This window comes from Pantoea sp. Lu_F5_004 (genome assembly GCF_051136245.1).
GTDB classification, from domain to species: Bacteria; Pseudomonadota; Gammaproteobacteria; order Enterobacterales; family Enterobacteriaceae; genus Pantoea; species Pantoea agglomerans.
Genome location: NZ_CP194946.1, coordinates 1886665 through 1900946, shown reverse-complemented (window position 1 = coordinate 1900946; position 14282 = coordinate 1886665). Strand labels below are relative to the sequence as shown.

General features: G+C 52.8%; 13 protein-coding genes. 9 read left to right on the top strand and 4 right to left on the bottom strand.

The genetic code is table 11. The features are described from left to right. Positions 1-66: 66 nt before the first annotated feature. Both ansA and pncA read left to right on the top strand, forming a co-directional pair. On the top strand, positions 67-1080 hold the full coding sequence (ansA, locus tag ACR8BN_RS08755) for an asparaginase (RefSeq protein WP_010260629.1): 1014 nt from the start codon (positions 67-69) through the stop codon (positions 1078-1080). A 16-nt stretch (positions 1081-1096) separates the two neighbouring features. Continuing rightward, positions 1097-1705 (top strand): bifunctional nicotinamidase/pyrazinamidase, encoded by a 609-nt coding sequence (gene pncA, locus ACR8BN_RS08750; RefSeq protein WP_031592761.1) that lies wholly within the window; start codon positions 1097-1099, stop codon positions 1703-1705. 28 nt (positions 1706-1733) lie between these two features. On the opposite strand, the gene ACR8BN_RS08745 is transcribed toward pncA, so the two are convergent. Both ACR8BN_RS08745 and msrB read right to left on the bottom strand, forming a co-directional pair. Continuing rightward, entirely contained in the window at positions 1734-2015 is a 282-nt protein-coding gene (locus ACR8BN_RS08745) for a YeaC family protein (protein WP_003852750.1), read from the bottom strand. Positions 2016-2020: 5 nt separating this feature from the next. Then, the gene (msrB, locus tag ACR8BN_RS08740; RefSeq protein ID WP_010670269.1) at positions 2021-2431 is read right to left on the bottom strand and encodes a peptide-methionine (R)-S-oxide reductase MsrB; all 411 of its coding nucleotides are present in this window, start codon (positions 2429-2431) and stop codon (positions 2021-2023) included. Positions 2432-2772: 341 nt separating this feature from the next. Between msrB and gapA the strand changes: the two genes are divergently transcribed. Both gapA and ACR8BN_RS08730 read left to right on the top strand, forming a co-directional pair. Then, positions 2773-3771, top strand: coding sequence for a glyceraldehyde-3-phosphate dehydrogenase (gapA, locus tag ACR8BN_RS08735; protein ID WP_003852747.1), 999 nt, complete (start codon positions 2773-2775; stop codon positions 3769-3771). A 74-nt stretch (positions 3772-3845) separates the two neighbouring features. Further along, positions 3846-4745 (top strand): D-hexose-6-phosphate mutarotase, encoded by a 900-nt coding sequence (locus ACR8BN_RS08730; RefSeq protein WP_424997350.1) that lies wholly within the window; start codon positions 3846-3848, stop codon positions 4743-4745. On the opposite strand, the gene ACR8BN_RS08725 is transcribed toward ACR8BN_RS08730, so the two are convergent. Both ACR8BN_RS08725 and ACR8BN_RS08720 read right to left on the bottom strand, forming a co-directional pair. Then, on the bottom strand, positions 4742-5593 hold the full coding sequence (locus ACR8BN_RS08725; RefSeq protein WP_434747539.1) for an aldo/keto reductase: 852 nt from the start codon (positions 5591-5593) through the stop codon (positions 4742-4744). The two genes, ACR8BN_RS08730 and ACR8BN_RS08725, sit on opposite strands and share 4 nt — an antisense overlap. Before the next feature lie 72 nt (positions 5594-5665). After that, positions 5666-6415: a MipA/OmpV family protein gene (locus ACR8BN_RS08720; RefSeq protein WP_031592766.1), complete on the bottom strand. Its 750-nt coding sequence runs from the start codon at positions 6413-6415 to the stop codon at positions 5666-5668. A 420-nt stretch (positions 6416-6835) separates the two neighbouring features. Here ACR8BN_RS08720 and yeaG point away from each other — a divergent pair, with 420 nt between their 5' ends. The 5 genes from yeaG to wbaP all read left to right on the top strand — a co-directional run bounded on the left by yeaG (position 6836) and on the right by wbaP (position 14269). Then, entirely contained in the window at positions 6836-8770 is a 1935-nt protein-coding gene (gene yeaG, locus ACR8BN_RS08715; protein WP_010260606.1) for a protein kinase YeaG, read from the top strand. 89 nt (positions 8771-8859) lie between these two features. Continuing rightward, positions 8860-10137 (top strand): YeaH/YhbH family protein, encoded by a 1278-nt coding sequence (locus ACR8BN_RS08710; protein ID WP_434747538.1) that lies wholly within the window; start codon positions 8860-8862, stop codon positions 10135-10137. A 248-nt stretch (positions 10138-10385) separates the two neighbouring features. Further along, on the top strand, positions 10386-12113 hold the full coding sequence (locus ACR8BN_RS08705; RefSeq protein ID WP_069026356.1) for a potassium/proton antiporter: 1728 nt from the start codon (positions 10386-10388) through the stop codon (positions 12111-12113). 78 nt (positions 12114-12191) lie between these two features. Further along, on the top strand, positions 12192-12425 hold the full coding sequence (locus tag ACR8BN_RS08700; protein ID WP_010260598.1) for a DUF1480 family protein: 234 nt from the start codon (positions 12192-12194) through the stop codon (positions 12423-12425). A gap of 377 nt (positions 12426-12802) precedes the next feature. Next, entirely contained in the window at positions 12803-14269 is a 1467-nt protein-coding gene (gene wbaP / locus ACR8BN_RS08695) for an undecaprenyl-phosphate galactose phosphotransferase WbaP (RefSeq protein WP_029519111.1), read from the top strand. Positions 14270-14282 lie beyond the last annotated feature (13 nt).

Sequence of the window (14282 nt, the reverse complement as noted above, 5' to 3'; positions counted from 1 at the left end):
GGTCGGGCTGCTTTTCCCCGCTATTCCCCTTATACTGCGCGTTTTATGGCGAGTCTGAGTTCTCTAATGCAAAAGAAAAACATCTACGTAGCCTACACTGGCGGGACGATCGGTATGCAGCGTTCGGCGCAGGGTTATATTCCCGTCTCCGGACACCTGCAGCAACAGCTGGCTAACATGCCGGAGTTCCACCGCCCTGAGATGCCTGATTTCACCATTCATGAATATCAGCCGCTGATCGACTCTTCCGACATGACCCCGCAGGACTGGCAGTCTATCGCAGAAGATATCCGTCAGAACTACGATCGCTATGATGGTTTTGTGATCCTGCATGGCACCGACACCATGGCATTTACCGCCTCAGCACTCTCCTTTATGCTGGAAAATCTGGCCAAGCCGGTTATCGTCACGGGCTCGCAGATTCCATTAGCGGAATTACGTTCAGATGGTCAGCAGAATCTCTTAAATTCGCTCTATGTGGCAGCCAACTATCCGATCAGCGAAGTGTCGCTGTTTTTCAATAACACGCTCTATCGCGGTAACCGGACCACCAAGGCACATGCAGATGGCTTCAACGCCTTTGCTTCGCCCAACCTCTCTGCGCTGCTGGAAGCGGGCATTCATATTCGTCGTCTCAATACACCGCCTGCCCCAGCCGGTCAGGGCGAACTGAAGGTTCACACCATTACGCCTCAGCCCATTGGCGTGGTCACCATCTATCCCGGGATTTCAGCCGACGTTGTGCGTAACTTTCTGCGTCAGCCAGTCAAAGCATTGATCCTGCGCTCCTATGGTGTGGGTAATGCACCGCAGAACAAGGAATTTCTGGCAGAATTGCAGCAGGCCAGCGAGCGTGGCATCGTGGTGGTAAATCTCACCCAGTGTATTTCCGGCAAAGTGAATATGGGCGGATACGCTACCGGCAATGCGCTGGAACATGCTGGTGTCATCAGCGGATTTGACCTCACCGTGGAAGCGGCGCTGACAAAGCTACACTTTTTACTCAGCCAGGATCTTTCGGCCGATCAAATCCGTGCCAGAATGCAGCAGAATTTGCGCGGCGAACTGACTGAAGACTGAAACGGAGCGATATGTAATGAAGCGGGCACTCATCATTATTGATATTCAGAACGATTTTTGCCCCGGCGGCCCGATGGCAGTCCATGAGGGTGACCATACGGTCGAGGTGGCAAATCGTTATGCGCGACTGTTCCGTGAAAACGGGGAATGCGTACTGGCACTGCAGGACTGGCATCCGGCCGATCACGGCAGCTTTGCCTCGATTTCCGGCGAGCCGGTCTACACGCTGGGCGAGTTAAATGGTCTGGCCCAGATCTGGTGGCCCGATCACGGCATTCAGGGCTCAGCTGGCGCTGATTTTCATCCGGGTCTGGATCGCTCACTGTTCGATGCGACGTTCCATAAGGGCCAGGATCAAGATGTCGACAGCTATAGCGCCTTTTTTGACAATGGTCATCGCCGTAAGACCGAGCTGGACAGCTGGCTGCGTGAGCGTGGGATCACCCATCTGGTGATGCTGGGGCTGGCGACGGATTACTGCGTAAAATATAGCGTGCTGGATGCGCTGGAGCTGGGTTATCACGTTGAGGTGGTTAAAGAGGGCTGCCGGGGGGTCAATCTGAATCCTGAAGACAGTGAAATTGCCTTTGCCCAGATGACCGCTCAGGGTGCCATTCTGATTTAAAATGGAGCTGGCATGACGCCAGCTCTTTTTAATGCAGATGGATGCGGGTCACGTCAGGGTCAATTCCAAACTCTTCTTTGAGCTCTTTTTTCGACTTCATCACCATTTCGCCACCTTTGCCGATGGTCATGTGCTGCGGCGCGTCGTTGTGCCGCGCCTGCCACATCATGACCAGCTGCAGGCAATTGTCGCGCTGCTCCTGAGTCAGTGCCACGCCATCCGGCCACTTACCAATCTCAACCGCCGTGGCAAGACGCTGATAGACTTCAGGCGTCATCGATGCAAGCATTGCTTCAAGCTGTTCCTTCATCGCCTTTACCCTTTGGTCTGTTCGCCCTGCTCGTCGGTGAAATTCAGTGAGGCGGAGTTAACACAATAGCGTTCGCCGGTCGGCTGCGGGCCGTCAGGGAAGACATGTCCCAGGTGCGCATCGCAGCTGCCACAGCGGATCTCAATACGCTGCATACCGTGTGAATCATCTTCAATATAGCGAATCGCATCATCACTGACCGGCTGGTAGAAACTGGGCCAGCCACAGCCCGAGTCATACTTCGTCTCAGAGAGAAAAAGTGGCGCCTCACAGATCAGACAGTGGTAGATCCCTTCCTGCTTGTTGTGCAGCAGTGCGCCGCTGTAAGGCGGTTCCGTTCCGCGTTGCTGAGTGACGTAGCGTTGCATTTCGGTCAACTGTGCAATTTTTGCTTCGGGTGCGGTGTCTTTAGCCATTTTAGGATTCCGGGCAGTGCCATTTTGAAAAATTCGACTATTATTCTAACAAATGATCAACATAACCCGGGTCTTTTTTTGTGCTCACCCTTTCAGCCTGCTCTCTGCTAAGCGGATTTGTGACATCGATCACCTTTTATCCGGAGCATCCCTATATATTCGGCGATTGATTCAACGAAGCGCGATATCATTGGCGGCGCGCAAGCGGTTGCGCATCGAATAATTCCTTTCAGGCGAATTGATTTGTCGCAACAATTGACACGATTCCGCTTGACGCCTGGTAAGGTTTTTGTAATTTTACAGGCAACCTTTTATTCACTAACCAATAGCTGGTGGAATATATGACTATCAAAGTAGGTATCAACGGTTTCGGCCGTATCGGTCGCATCGTTTTCCGTGCTGCTCAAAAGCGTTCTGACATCGAAATCGTTGCTATCAACGACCTGCTGGACGCGGATTACATGGCGTACATGCTGAAGTATGACTCTACTCACGGTCGTTTCGACGGCACCGTAGAAGTTCAGGATGGCGCACTAGTGGTTAACGGTAAAAAAATCCGTGTTACCGCTGAACGTGATCCGGCCAACCTGAAGTGGGATGAAGTGGGCGTTGACGTTGTTGCTGAAGCAACCGGTATCTTCCTGACCGACGAAACCGCGCGTAAACACATCACCGCAGGTGCTAAGAAAGTCGTTCTGACCGGTCCATCTAAAGATGACACCCCAATGTTTGTTCGTGGTGCAAACTTCGACAAATATGATGGCCAGGATATCGTGTCTAACGCATCCTGTACCACCAACTGCCTGGCACCGCTGGCAAAAGTGATCAACGACAAGTTTGGCATCGTTGAAGGTCTGATGACGACCGTTCACGCCACCACTGCTACCCAGAAAACCGTTGATGGCCCGTCTCATAAAGACTGGCGCGGCGGCCGCGGCGCATCGCAGAACATCATTCCTTCATCAACTGGCGCAGCTAAAGCCGTTGGTAAAGTTCTGCCAGAGCTGAACGGCAAACTGACCGGTATGGCATTCCGCGTACCAACCCCTAACGTTTCCGTTGTGGACCTGACCGTGCGTCTGGAAAAAGCGGCTTCTTACAAAGAAATCTGTGCTGCAATCAAAGCGGCTGCAGAAGGTGAGATGAAAGACGTTCTGGGCTACGTTGAAGATGACGTGGTTTCTACCGACTTCAACGGCGAAATCCTGACTTCAGTGTTTGACGCTAAAGCCGGTATCGCGCTGAACGACAACTTTGTGAAACTGGTTTCCTGGTACGACAACGAAACTGGCTACTCAAACAAAGTTCTCGACCTGATTGCACTGGTTTCTGCTAAATAAGGCAGCCAGACATCATTGAGAATAAGGGCGACTTCGGTCGCCCTTTTTTTGATCCGCACAGGAAGGAATCGAACATGCAAGATAAACTGTTTTCTCTGCCGGTGGTCACGCAGATCTCCCCTTACCTCACCCAGCGCCAGATTGGCGAACTCCCCGCCATTGTGGTGAGTCACCCCAAAGTGCGGGCAGCCATTACGCTTCAGGGCGCGCACCTGATTGCCTGGCAACCCAGCGGCGAAAAGCCGGTACTCTGGCTGAGCGATAAGAGTCTCTTTGCACCGGGTAAGGCGATTCGTGGCGGCGTTCCGATCTGCTGGCCGTGGTTCGGCCCGGCGGGCGAACCGGCACACGGCTTTGCGCGGGTTCAGCCGTGGAAGCTCACGGCGCATGATGAAAATGAAGATGGCGTCATGCTGACGCTGGTGCTGGAGAGCAACCCTCAGACGCTGAAGCTCTGGCCGCATGAGTTCACCCTGATTGCCCGCTTCCGTCTGGGCCAGCATTGTGAGATAGAGCTGGAAGCCTATGGTGACTTTGAAGCGACGGCGGCTCTGCACAGCTACTTTACCGTCAGCGACATCAACGGTGTGGAAGTCTCGGGCCTGGGCAACAGCTATATCGACAAAGTGAATAACGGCGAGGTGGCCAGCAGCGACGGCAAACAGCGTTATCCTGGGCGTATCGACCGTATCTTTACCGCAGCAGAAGATTGCTCAGTGATTAATGATACTGCGGGCGAGCGGCAGATCGAGGTGTACCACCATCATCATAGTGACGTTGTCACCTGGAATCCTGGTGTGGAACTCTCCTGCAGCATGACGGATATGGCGAATGAGGGCTATAAGACCATGGTCTGTGTGGAGACGACGCGTATCAGCAAACCGTTACGCAGCGCGGGTGAAAAGCCAGCACGACTGGCCACGACGTTCCGCCTCAAAAAGAGAGCCGCAGCCAGCGATAACGTTAACGGCTAAACAATATCCAGCGGCAACTTATGCTGTGGCGCTGGCCAGGCGCGATCGATGAGCTGCAAATCCTCATCGGTCAGTTCCACCTCCAGCGCCGCCGCATTTTCCTGAACGTGGGCCACGGAACTGGCTTTAGGAATGGCAATCACCCCTGGCTGACGAATCACCCAGGCCAGCAGTAATTGCGCCACGCTGATGCCCTTCTGCTGTGCAATCTGAGTCAGCTGAGGATCGGTGAAGAGTGAGTCACGTAGCCGTCCGGCCTGGGCCAGCGGACAGTAGGCCATGACCGGTACGCCACGCTGCTGACATGCCGGCAGCAGATCAAATTCAATGCCGCGTGAAGCCAGATGATAGAGCACCTGATTGGTCGCGCAGGCCTCGCCCTTCTCTTCATCCCACAGTTCAGCCATATCGTCGGTATCGAAATTCGATACACCCCAGTGACGAATTTTGCCCTGCTGCTGCAGGCGTTCCATGGCGCGCAGTGTCTCTTCCAGCGGAATATTGCCACGCCAGTGCAACAGGTAGAGATCGAGATAATCGGTTTGCAGACGGCGCAGGCTGCGCTCACAGGCTGAAATGGCATCCACTTCGCCTGCATTCCACGGATAAACTTTGGAGACCAGCAGCGCCCGGTCGCGACGGCCCAGCAGTGCCTGCCCGACCACCTCTTCGGCTCCGCCATCTGCATACATTTCAGCGGTATCAATAAGCTGTAATCCGCACTCAAGACCCGCCTGCAATGCAGCGACTTCATCAGCACGTTGCGCCGGGTTTTCACCCATATACCAGGTGCCCTGACCAATAACAGGCAGATCGCTAAAACCGGCAAAGTTAATCGTGTTACGCATTCTGCTCTCCCGCCCCATTCTGAGGCCCTGTAAAAGAACAGAGGGCATTAAATGCCCTCTTTTGGTGCGTTATCAGAAGGTATAGCTGACACCCGTCCAGATTAACGCCTGCCCGCTTTTATCAATCATCGGGCTGTCTTTGATTTCGCTGTCGAAGCGGACGTAACGTCCCATGACGCTGGCATTCCACTGCGGCGCAATCTGATAGCTGGCGCTCAGTTCCACATAAGGCGACCAGCTGTCATCCGGGTTGTAACGGCTGATGCCGGTACGGGCGCTTTCATGCCCGGATACCCCATAGTAATAACGGTTTTGATTGGCGCTGTTCCATGTGGCCCCGATGCCCGGCGTCAGGCTGAAGTCACCCATCTGGAAGCGATAGAGGTATGTCAGGTCCCAGATTATCCCGTTGCTGTTATTGAGCACATCACCCAGTAATGAGGTACGGACAATCCCCCAGTCCGCAGTGTGACGATAGGTTGCGCCACCCATCAGCGTCATGCGGCGTTTATCCAGCCCTTTCATGTCGCCCAGGTCGTTGTCGCTGGGTTTGTACTCTTGCGGTGACCCCAGCAGGGTCAGAGACAGCTGGTTCTGGGGATCTTTCCACAGGTAGTAGCCGCCCTGCAGGCTGCGGAACCAGAAGTCTTCACCCTCATAATTGATAACCGGAACCGGGATATACCGGTCCTGGCCGCCGCGATAAGGTGATTCGGCATAGATGACCGACGCACCAATGGAAAGCGGTGCGGCATTCACGTGTGTGGCCAGTAAATAACAGGGCAGAAGTGCAACAAGCGTCTTAAATTTGAATTGGTTCACAATTTATTCATTCCATAAATATAACAATCAAACAGGAAGTCTAACGTTTTTTCACGGCTGGATTAACTTATATCGAAATCCTTTAAGTGACTAACCGATGAAAGTGGCATTAAAGGTTAAAAACACGTTAAGTTAAAGCATCACCCATATGAACGCATCTCACAACAGACCCGCTGTACAGTTGATCTTCCCCTCATTAACCCAAACCCGTGGAGGAAATTTCCTAGAAGCCATCTACAGTTAGAAGTAACAGCAGACATTTTGTACGAGCAGAGTAACCACAAAAGTTGTGTATCCCGATAAGAAAGATCAGGTTGGCATAAGGGTTGCTGTACTCAACAGAGAATATCTTCCGGGAGCTGCTATAAGCCTCTAATTACGCTCCTTACCTGTGCTAAAAACGAAAGGACGGGCATCGCTATGAATATATTCGATCACTATCGTCAGCGTTATGAAGCTGCCAAGGACGAAGAGTTCACACTGCAGGAATTTCTTGCTATCTGTAAGCAGGATCGCAGTGCATACGCCAACGCTGCAGAGCGACTGTTAATGGCTATCGGAGAGCCGGTAATGGTCGATACTGCTCAGGAGCCACGCCTTTCCAGAATATTCTCCAACCGTGTGATGGGACGCTATCCGGCGTTCGAGGAGTTTTACGGCATGGAGGAAGCGATTGAACAGATCGTCTCCTATCTGAAACATGCCGCTCAGGGACTGGAAGAGAAGAAACAGATCCTCTATTTACTGGGGCCGGTAGGTGGCGGTAAATCCTCACTGGCGGAACGGCTTAAGTCGCTGATGCAGCGGGTGCCCATCTATGTACTGAGCGCCGACGGGGAACGCAGCCCGGTTAATGACCACCCTCTCTGCCTGTTTAATCCGCAGGAAGATGCGCATATTCTCGAAAAAGAGTATGGCGTGCCGCGCCGTTATCTCGGCACGATCATGTCGCCGTGGGCCGCTAAGCGACTGCACGACTTTGGCGGCGATATCTCGCGTTTCAAAGTGGTGAAAGTCTGGCCGTCAATCCTGGAACAGCTGGCGATTGCCAAAACTGAACCGGGTGATGAGAACAACCAGGATATCTCCGCGCTGGTTGGTAAAGTGGATATCCGTAAACTGGAAAACCACGCGCAGAACGATCCTGATGCTTACGGTTACTCCGGCGCACTCTGCCGTGCGAACCAAGGGATCATGGAATTCGTTGAGATGTTTAAAGCGCCTATCAAGGTGCTGCACCCCTTACTGACGGCGACGCAGGAGGGGAACTACAACGGCACCGAGGGGATTTCGGCGCTGCCGTTTAACGGCATTATTCTGGCGCACTCCAATGAATCAGAGTGGGTGACGTTCCGAAACAACAAGAATAATGAGGCGTTCCTTGACCGTGTTTATATCGTCAAGGTGCCCTACTGCCTGCGGGTCTCTGAAGAGATCAAAATCTACGATAAGTTACTTAATCACAGTGAGCTGGCGACCTCGCCCTGCGCACCGGGTACGCTGGAGACGCTGGCACGCTTCTCAATCCTGTCTCGTCTCAAGGATCCGGATAACTCCAGCATCTATTCCAAAATGCGGGTCTATGATGGTGAAAGCCTGAAAGATACCGACCCTAAGGCGAAGTCCTGGCAGGAGTATCATGATTACGCCGGTGTGGATGAGGGGATGAACGGCCTGTCGACCCGCTTTGCCTTTAAGATTCTGTCGCGGGTGTTTAACTTTGACCACGCCGAAGTGGCAGCCAACCCGGTGCACCTGTTCTATGTACTGGAACAGCAGATTGAGCGCGAACAGTTCCCTCAGGATCAGGCTGAGAAATACCTTGAGCATCTCAAAGGCTATCTGATCCCCAAATATGCTGAGTTTATCGGCAAAGAGATTCAGACCGCCTATCTGGAGTCTTACTCTGAGTATGGTCAGAACATTTTTGACCGTTATGTGACCTATGCCGACTTCTGGATCCAGGATCAGGAGTATCGCGATCCTGACACCGGACAGCTGTTTGATCGTGAGTCGCTCAACGCAGAACTGGAGAAAATCGAGAAGCCCGCAGGCATCAGTAACCCGAAAGATTTCCGTAACGAGATCGTCAACTTCGTGCTGCGCGCCAGGGCACACAATAACGGTCGCAACCCGAACTGGACCAGTTACGAGAAATTACGCACCGTGATTGAGAAGAAAATGTTCTCGAATACGGAAGAGTTGCTGCCGGTGATCTCGTTTAATACCAAGACCTCTACCGATGAGCAGAAAAAACATGATGATTTTGTCGATCGCATGATGGAAAAAGGCTATACCCGCAAACAGGTTCGCCTGCTGTGTGAATGGTATTTGCGTGTGCGTAAATCGTCCTGATAAGAGTCTGTAAGCTTGCCGGTAAGTGATACCGGTCTGACAAGGTCGGGTTCGCCCGGCCTGCTTACAATGTAGTTTGGGGGAATACCATGGCCTATTTCATCGATCGCCGACTTAACGGCAAAAACAAGAGCGCGGTAAACCGCCAGCGCTTCTTGCGCCGTTATAAGTCGCAAATTAAGCAGTCGATCTCCGAGGCCATCAATAAACGCTCGGTGACCGATGTAAACAGCGGTGAGTCTGTCTCTATCCCGATTGACGACATCAATGAGCCGATTTTCCATCAGGGACGCGGTGGCAACCGCCATCGGGTCCATCCGGGCAACGACCATTTTGTGCAGAATGACCGGGTCGAGCGCCCTCAGGGTGGTGGTGGTGGCGGCGGCAGTGGCCAGGGCAATGCCAGCCAGGATGGTGAAGGTCAGGATGAGTTTGTCTTCCAGATATCGAAAGATGAGTATCTGGACCTGCTGTTTGAAGATCTCGCCCTGCCTAACCTGCGCCGGAACCAGCATCGCCAGTTGAATGAGTATAAGACCCACCGTGCCGGTTTCACCTCTAACGGTGTACCTGCCAATATCAGCGTCGTACGTTCGCTGCAGAACTCGCTGGCGCGTCGTACGGCGATGACGGCGGGTAAACGCCGGATGCTGCACGAACTGGAAGAAACGCTGCGGGAGATAGAGAACTCTGAACCGGCTCAGCTTCTTGAAGAGGAGCGGCTGCGTAAAGAGATCGTCGAGTTGCGGGCGCGTATCGAACGGGTGCCTTTTATCGACACCTTCGACCTGCGCTACAAAAACTTTGAGAAACGGCCGGAGCCTTCCAGCCAGGCGGTGATGTTCTGTCTGATGGATGTATCCGGATCCATGGATCAGGCCACCAAGGATATGGCGAAACGCTTCTATATCCTGCTCTACCTGTTCCTGAGCCGCACCTACAAGAATGTCGATGTGGTTTATATTCGTCATCACACGCAGGCCAAAGAGGTGGATGAACAGGAGTTCTTCTACTCCCAGGAGACCGGTGGCACCATCGTTTCCAGTGCGCTGAAACTCATGGATGAGGTGGTGAAAGAGCGCTATGACCCGGCGCAGTGGAACATCTATGCTGCACAGGCGTCGGATGGCGACAACTGGGCCGACGATTCACCGCTCTGTCACGAGATCCTGGCGAAGCATATTCTGCCGGTGGTGCGTTATTACAGTTATATCGAGATTACCCGCCGTGCGCATCAGACGCTGTGGCGCGAGTATGAGCATCTGCAGGCGACGTTCGATAACTTTGCTATCGAACATATCCGTGAGCCGGAAGATATCTACCCGGTGTTCCGATCGCTGTTCCATAAACAGGCAACGGAAGCCTGATGCACTAAGCCGGCTCATCGCCGGCTTTTTTTATCTTCCGAATAACCTGCTAAAACAGTCTGTTTTCTGCCGCTTGCCTGCCAACCCCCTCATTCTTCACATTAATCTGATTCCATACGCTGTTAAGCAATTCGTATAATGATCATTTTCACAATGACAACTCCTTGATAAAACATTATCTTTCAGAGATAGCATGGATATTTGTCACCAGTCGCTGCACCGCACTGTCATATCTCAGGAGATCGGGTTTGAACCACACTATTGTCTACAGTCTGTTTATCATCGGTTCCGTGCTGGTCGCATCGAGCATTCTGCTCAGCTCTTTCTCATCCAGACTGGGTATCCCCATTCTGGTGATCTTCCTTGCTCTGGGCATGCTGACCGGGGTTGATGGCATCGGCGGCATCGCCTTTGATAACTATCCGGCGGCTTACTTAATCTCGAACCTGGCGCTGGCGATTATCCTGCTGGATGGCGGCATGCGGACCAAAGCCAGCTCATTTAAAGTCGCCCTGGGGCCAGCGCTGTCGCTGGCGACCGTCGGGGTCATGATTACCGCAGGCTTAACCGGTGTGGTCGCCGCCTGGTTGTTTAACCTGGATATGATGCAGGGCTTCCTGATTGGCGCGATTATCGGCTCCACAGATGCCGCCGCCGTCTTCTCACTGCTGGGTGACAAAGGCCTGAATGAGCGCGTCAGCTCCACGCTGGAGATTGAATCGGGCAGTAACGATCCGATGGCGGTGTTCCTGACCATTACGCTGATTGAGATGATCGAACAGGGCCGCAGCGGCCTTGACTGGATGTTCCTGGTGCATCTGGTGCAACAGTTTGGTCTGGGTATTGTGCTTGGCCTGGGCGGCGGCTGGGCGCTGCAGCAGCTGATTAACCGTATCAGTCTGGCCGGTGGGCTCTATCCGCTGCTGGCGTTGAGTGGCGGCATTCTGGTGTTCGCCCTGACCACGGTATTAGAGGGCAGCGGCATCCTGGCGGTCTATCTGTGCGGCTTTTTACTGGGCAACAGCCCGATTCGCAACCGTCACGGCATTCTGCAGACCTTTGACGGCATGGCGTGGCTGAGTCAGATTGGCATGTTCATCGTGCTGGGACTGCTGGTAACCCCGTCTGATTTGTGGCATATCGCGGTTCCGGCGATGATCCTCTCACTGTGGCTGATTCTGGTAGCGCGCCCACTGTCGGTCTTTATTGGTCTGCTGCCGTTTCGCAGTTTTACCACCCGCGAACGCGTCTTTATCAGCTGGGTTGGTTTACGCGGCGCGGTACCGATTATCCTTGCGGTCTTCCCGATGATGGCCGGATTAGAAAACGCGTCGCTCTATTTTAATATCGCCTTCTTTGTGGTGCTGGTCTCCCTGATGTTGCAGGGCACCTCGCTGGGCTTTGCAGCGAAAAAAGCCAAAGTGGTGGTGCCGCCTACCGCATCGCCTATCAGCCGTATCGGCCTGGATATTCACCCCGAAAACCCATGGGAGCAGTTTGTCTACCAGCTCAGTGCTGACAAGTGGTGCGTCGGCGCCGCACTGCGTGACCTGAAGATGCCACGTGAGACCCGCATCGCCGCCCTGTTCCGTGACAATGTGCTTATGCATCCGAATGATGGAACGCGGCTCAGGGAGAACGACGTCATCTGCGTGATTGGCCGTGAACGCGATCTGCCGGCGCTGGGTAAAATGTTCAGCCAGTCACCGCCCGTTTCCCTCGACCAGCGTTTCTTTGGTGACTTTATTCTGGATGCTGAAGCTCGCCTGCGCGATATTGCGCAGATTTACGGACTGGAACTGGATGAGAACACCAACGATCAGCAGTCGCTGGGACAACTGGTGCTGAGTATGCTGGGCGGCGCGCCGGTGGTTGGCGATCAGGTTGAGTGGAATCAGCTAACGTGGACCGTCGCGGAGAAAGAGGATAACCGTATTGTGAAGATTGGTGTCCGTCCGGCTGAAGAGAAGGAATAATCCTAATCATTCAGCCACGTTATTTTCTGTCGATACGCTAAGCTTAAATGTCTATGCCAGCAAAAACGGGAGAAATGAATGGGACACGTGGTTAAAATTGGTCGTTATGAGATTGTTGATGCCGATCTTGACAGTGAGAACCTCGACACCGTCAGCATCCCCTGTCACACCAATCCCGGCTTAATTACCCAACTTGATGGCTGGGATCGCGATACCAGCGTCCCGGCATGGATTGACGGAGAACCGGTGGATCTGCAGATTGGTCATTACGATAAACAGCAGGACCGCTGGATTTTAAAAAAACCTGCCTGAGTCCATTATCACTACCGCCAGTCGTAAGATTTGGCGGTAATTCCTAAAAAGCGTCTTAAACAGTTTGGTTATAACCAACCCCCGCCTTATTTTATCCAGTAAAAACCAAAACTTAGCTATTTAAAACTTTAATCACTTTTGATGTTTTCAGATTTTTTCCGTATTAACTCTGTCAAATAACTCCTGCATACTCATTCTCAATGCTGCAACATTTCGTGAGTACTATCACGCTTTAGCCGTTATCTTTTTTGCAGCTGCACTGGCTTTACTGACTGCAACAGACTGAAAATTATTTTTTAATTTTTCAGAAGCCCACCCCTGAGCGCGTACATGATTCTGGTCAGGCCATCTTTTACTTGAGAAAGAGAGCAGGTTTTATGGCAAGTACATTGATAATGAATAGCCCGAGCCGCTCGTGGAGCGGCACGCGTAAAAATATCATCGTGAAATTCGCCCTGAGCTTTTCCGATCTGATTGCACTTAACCTCGCACTGTTTTTATCTGCCGCGACGATACAGGGTATTTGGGGCGAGCTGGATACCTTTATTCCACCCCATCAAATTGAATATCGTTTTGTGGCACAGTTTATTATGTCCGTCATGTGTACCGGCTGGTTCTGGGTGCGCCTGCGTCACTACACCTATCGCAAACCCTTCTGGTTTGAGCTGAAAGAGATCATTAAAACATTATTTGTTTTCTCGCTGCTCGACCTTGCGTTGATCGCCTTCTCTAAATGGGATTTCTCCCGCATGGTGTGGGTCTTCAGCTGGACATATGCCCTGCTGCTGCTGCCGCTGATGCGTGCTCTGGTTAAACGCGCCATTCACAAGGCGGGTCAGTGGCAGAAAGAGACCATCATTATTGGCTCCGGCAGAAACGCCACCGAAGCTTACGCGGCGCTGCAAAGTGAAGAGATTCTGGGCTACAACGTACAGGCCTTTATCTCGGTCGATGATGTCCCGGCTCAGCAGAGCGTGAATGGCGTGCCGGTGATCACCTGGAAAGATATCAACTGGCAGACCATTGACCGTGACAACGTGCAGTTTATTGTGGCTATGGAGTATGAGCAGCAGCCGATGCGCGATCGCTGGCTGAAATTCCTGTCGAAGATGAACTGCCGTTCAGTTTCAGTGATCCCGACGCTGCGCGGCGTGCCGCTTTACGGCACGGACATGTCCTTTATCTTCAGCCATGAAGTAATGATTCTGCGTGTCAGCAACAACCTGGCGAAACACTCCTCCCGTTTCATGAAGCGCGCCTTTGATATCGTGGTGGCGTCGATGCTGCTGCTGTTCCTCGGCCCAATCTTCGCCCTGCTCTGCTATATGGTGAAACGTGATGGCGGCAATGCCATTTATGGTCACGAGCGTGTGGGCCAGAATGGCAAAAAATTCAAATGTCTGAAATTCCGTTCCATGGTGACCAATTCCAAAGAGGTGCTGGAGAAATTACTGGCAACCAGTGAAGAGGCCCGGATTGAGTGGGACAAAGATTTCAAACTGAAGAATGACCCGCGCGTGACCCGGATTGGTAGTTTCCTGCGTAAAACCAGCCTCGACGAGTTGCCGCAGCTGTGGAACGTGATTCGTGGCGAGATGAGCCTGGTTGGCCCGCGTCCCGTGATTGAAGCTGAGCTGGAGCGTTATGCCGGTGATGTCGACTACTACCTGATGGCCAAACCGGGTATGACCGGTCTGTGGCAGGTCAGCGGACGTAACGATATCGACTACGACACCCGCGTCTATTTTGACTCCTGGTATGTCAAAAACTGGGCGCTCTGGACCGATATTGCGATCCTGTTCAAAACCGCAGGCGTGGTGTTACGTCGCGACGGCGCTTACTAATCAGACCTCTGCG